Source organism: Bradyrhizobium sp. P5_C11_2 (assembly GCF_054049755.1).
This window is the reverse complement of sequence record NZ_JBFULT010000687.1, coordinates 1-3,457: the sequence shown is the minus strand read 5'-3', so window position 1 is coordinate 3,457 and position 3,457 is coordinate 1. Positions and strand designations below refer to the sequence as shown.

At 63.7% G+C, this 3,457-nt stretch carries 4 protein-coding genes; 2 read left to right on the top strand and 2 right to left on the bottom strand.

Translation table 11 applies throughout. The annotated features are described in order from the left end of the window. Positions 1-637, top strand: a 637-nt coding sequence (locus ACXJL8_RS36900; RefSeq protein ID WP_456686605.1) for an SDR family NAD(P)-dependent oxidoreductase, incomplete at its 5' end; no start/stop codon positions are given. 91 nt (positions 638-728) lie between these two features. On the opposite strand, the gene ACXJL8_RS36895 is transcribed toward ACXJL8_RS36900, so the two are convergent. Both ACXJL8_RS36895 and ACXJL8_RS36890 read right to left on the bottom strand, forming a co-directional pair. Then, on the bottom strand, positions 729-1,502 hold the full coding sequence (locus tag ACXJL8_RS36895) for an outer membrane protein (protein WP_456621143.1): 774 nt from the start codon (positions 1,500-1,502) through the stop codon (positions 729-731). A gap of 181 nt (positions 1,503-1,683) precedes the next feature. After that, complete coding sequence (locus ACXJL8_RS36890; RefSeq protein ID WP_456686604.1) at positions 1,684-2,940, bottom strand: FAD-dependent oxidoreductase; 1,257 nt, start codon at positions 2,938-2,940, stop codon at positions 1,684-1,686. Positions 2,941-3,060: 120 nt separating this feature from the next. On the opposite strand from ACXJL8_RS36890, the gene ACXJL8_RS36885 reads away from it, so the two are divergent. Then, entirely contained in the window at positions 3,061-3,345 is a 285-nt protein-coding gene (locus ACXJL8_RS36885; protein WP_456621145.1) for a hypothetical protein, read from the top strand. Positions 3,346-3,457: the final 112 nt, after the last annotated feature.

Genomic DNA, 3,457 nt, shown 5'->3' with positions numbered 1-3,457 from the left:
CAAGTCCGCCGCTGCCGTCGCAGATCTCAAGCAGCGCGGCGTCAAGGCGATCGCCGTCACCACTGACGTGACCGACAAGGCGGCGGTCACCGCGATGGTGGAGCGCGTCGTCAGGGAGCTCGGCCGCATCGACATCCTCGTCAACAACGCCGGCATGAGCATCCGCAAGCCGCCGCACGAGCTCGAGCTCGACGAGTGGAACAAGGTCATCGCGACCAACCTCACCAGCGCCTTCCTGTGCTCGAAGGCGGCCTATCCCGCGCTCAAGGTGTCCGGCAACGGCAAGGTGATCAATATCGGCTCGATGATGTCGATCTTCGGGGCGAGCTTCGCGACGGCCTATGCGGCGAGCAAGGGCGGCATCGTGCAGTACACGCGCGCCTGCGCCAATGCCTGGGCGCCCGACAACATCCAGGTCAACGCCATCCTGCCCGGCTGGATCGATACCGATCTCACCCGCGGCGCGCGGCAGCAGGTATCGGGATTGCACGAGCGGGTGCTGGCGCGCACGCCCGCAGGGCGTTGGGGCGACATCGACGATTTCGCCGGCATCGCGGTGTTTCTCTCCTCGCCCGCGTCCGGCTTCGTCACCGGCACCGCGATCCCCATCGACGGCGGTTTCTCGGTAATGGCCTGAGGCTGCCCGCACCAAAAAAGAAGCCCCGGACGAGTGCCGGGGCTTTTGAATTTGGCAGTGATCTTTTTTGTAGTGCTTGGTCGTTGGTTGCTCAGTAGCGCGCGATGACCGGCGCGTCGAACTTGTAGCTGGCGCGCACCACGGCCCACTGGATGTCGCGCGGCTTGGCATCGAACGTGTAATTGCCCGAAGTGCCGCCGAGCTGATAGGTCTGGCTGCCGAAGGCGGCGTAGTTGTATTCGAGGCCGACGATCCAGTTGCGGGTGATGCCGTATTCCCAGCCGGCGCCGACGGTCCAGCCGTTGGCCCAGTGGGTCTGACCGCCCGAGCCCGTCGACGGGTTCGCAACGTTGTCGACCACCGACAGACGATTGTTCACGCCGGCATAGCCGCCCTTGATATAGAACAGGTTGTTCTGCACGGCGAAGCCGGCGCGGCCGACGACCGTAGCAAGCACGTTGGCGCGCCAGCTGAACTGATCGTCGAGGCCGACGCCGAACACGGTGTTCGTGAACGAGCCCTTGTTGTCGAGGCCGGAGATCGTGCCCTCCATGCCGAACACGTAGTTGTTGGCCTGCCAGTTGTAGCCGATCTGGGCGCCGCCCATGATGCCCGACTTGCGCTGACGGAAACCTTCACCCGGCGAGAGATCGCCGAACGGCGCGCCGGTCCCGTTGTTGATGAACTGCTCGTTGGTCCACGCGCCACCGATGTGGCCGCCGACATAGAAACCGGTCCAGTTGAACAGGGGCTCCGCATAGGCGGGCGCCTTCGTGTAGCGCGCGCCGAGATCGGCGGCGGACGCCGCGCCGGTCGAGACCAGAGCGGTCGTGCAGGCGAAGGCAGCAATCAATTTGTTACGCATGGTACACCCCGTGTCCTTTGATGGGTGCACGCTCACACGCAGTTCTTACTCAAATTTGAATCAAGAAAGTTAAGACGCCGGTTTCCCGCGTAAGGGTCCTTGATTCCGCTTATGCTGTTGCAGCCACGCCACGCGCGGCGCGCAGTTTAACGCGGCGTTATCCCTACTGAATTCTGACGCGCTACGATGGCAGCGCGGCCTTCGAATGCACGTGCTCGGGCCGCACCCCGAGTGCAAGCAGGCGCGCCGGAATGCCCTGGAGCCACGGCAGCGCGGTGATGAGGCGCACGATCAACGGCACCTTCAGCGGCCGGTCGTCCGGCTGCAACGCGCCGCTGATGATGTTGTTCTGCACGATCACCTGCATCGCCTGCGTCATCTTCACCGGGAACTCGCGGCGTCGGCGCACGGCATCGAGTTCATCCTCGGATGGACAACCGTGTTGCATCTTGTCCGCCAGCAGGTTCGCGGCCGCGACGGCATCCTGCACGGCGAGATTGACGCCGACGCCGCCGACCGGCGACATCGCATGCGCGGCGTCGCCGATGCACAGCAGGCCCGGTCGCGTCCAGCGCTTCAGGCGGTTGATCGCGACGGTGAGAAGCTTGAGGTCGTCAAAGCTCTTCACGTCGGCAACGCCACTCCTGAGGATCGGCGCCATGCGCACGACGTCGTCGAGCAGCGCCTGCAATCCCCTCGCCTTCACCGCATCGTATTGTCCCTTGGCGATGACATAGGCGCACTGCCAGTAGTCGCCGCGATCGAAGGTCACCATCATCTTGCCGGGCTCGACCCGCGCGAACACGTTTTCCGTCTCATCCGCGTTGCGGCCGACGCGGAACCACAGCACGTCCATCGGCGCGCCGATCTCCTCGACCTCCAGCCCCGCGCGCTCGCGCACCGTCGAATGTCGGCCGTCGCAGGCGATGGTGAGATCGGCTTCGATGTCGACGGTGCCGTCCGGCGTCTTCGCACGCACACCGGCGATCGTCTCGCCGCGGCGGATCAGGTCGACGGCTTCCGTATTCATCATCACCTTGAGTGAAGAGAAGCGCTGGCCGGCCTCGCGCAGGAAATTCAGGAAGTCCCATTGCGGCATGAACGCGATGAAGGGGTACTTGGTGCGCAGGCGCCTGAGATCGGCGATCCGCACCGGCGTGCCGCCGAACAAGCCGTCCATCGTCTGCAGGCGCTGATGCGGCAGCTTCAGGAAGCCGTCGATCAGGCCGAGCTCATCCATGACCTGGAGGGTCGAGGGATGCACGGTATCACCACGAAAGTCGCGGAAGAAATCCGCWTGCTTCTCCAGCACCACGACGTCGATGCCGGCGCGCCCCAGAAGATAGCCGATCATCATACCGGCGGGCCCGCCGCCGACGATGCAACACCGGACTTTCACGGAGGACCCCTGCGGTGGGTGCGATGAATCTGGTTCCACGGCAGAATCCCCGTTTACGACTTAAGTTTTCTGTGCGGTGCAGCAAGCAGGTTTAATTTGCCGCAGCTGTGAATGCCCGTTAGCGTTGCAGCGAATTTCGATTTCTTTCAGGAAATTGCAGTGCGGACGATCCTCATACTGCTCGGCGTCTGGATCCTGATCAACGTGCTTTTCGTCGTGATCATGATCCCGCCGCGCAAACCCCGGAAGTCGGCCCCGCGGGAGACGGGTACGCTTGCGCCGGTGCGGATCGATGAGAACGCCTATCCGTTCGAGGAGCAGGAAAAGTTTCTGCTTCGCCATGTCATCATCTCGATCGCCATGGGAACGCTGTTTTCGCTGACGCCGCCCTTGATCGAGGCGATCGACTCCATCAAGCGCTTCATCAGGAAGCGCCGCGAGTAGCGGGAGCGCGGCGGGCGACTCCGCCCTCGCCGTCAATTGTTGCTGCGGTTGGCGGCGCGGAAACTCTTGATCTCCGACACGCTGCCGTCGCGATAGGTCAGCTCCACCGAGA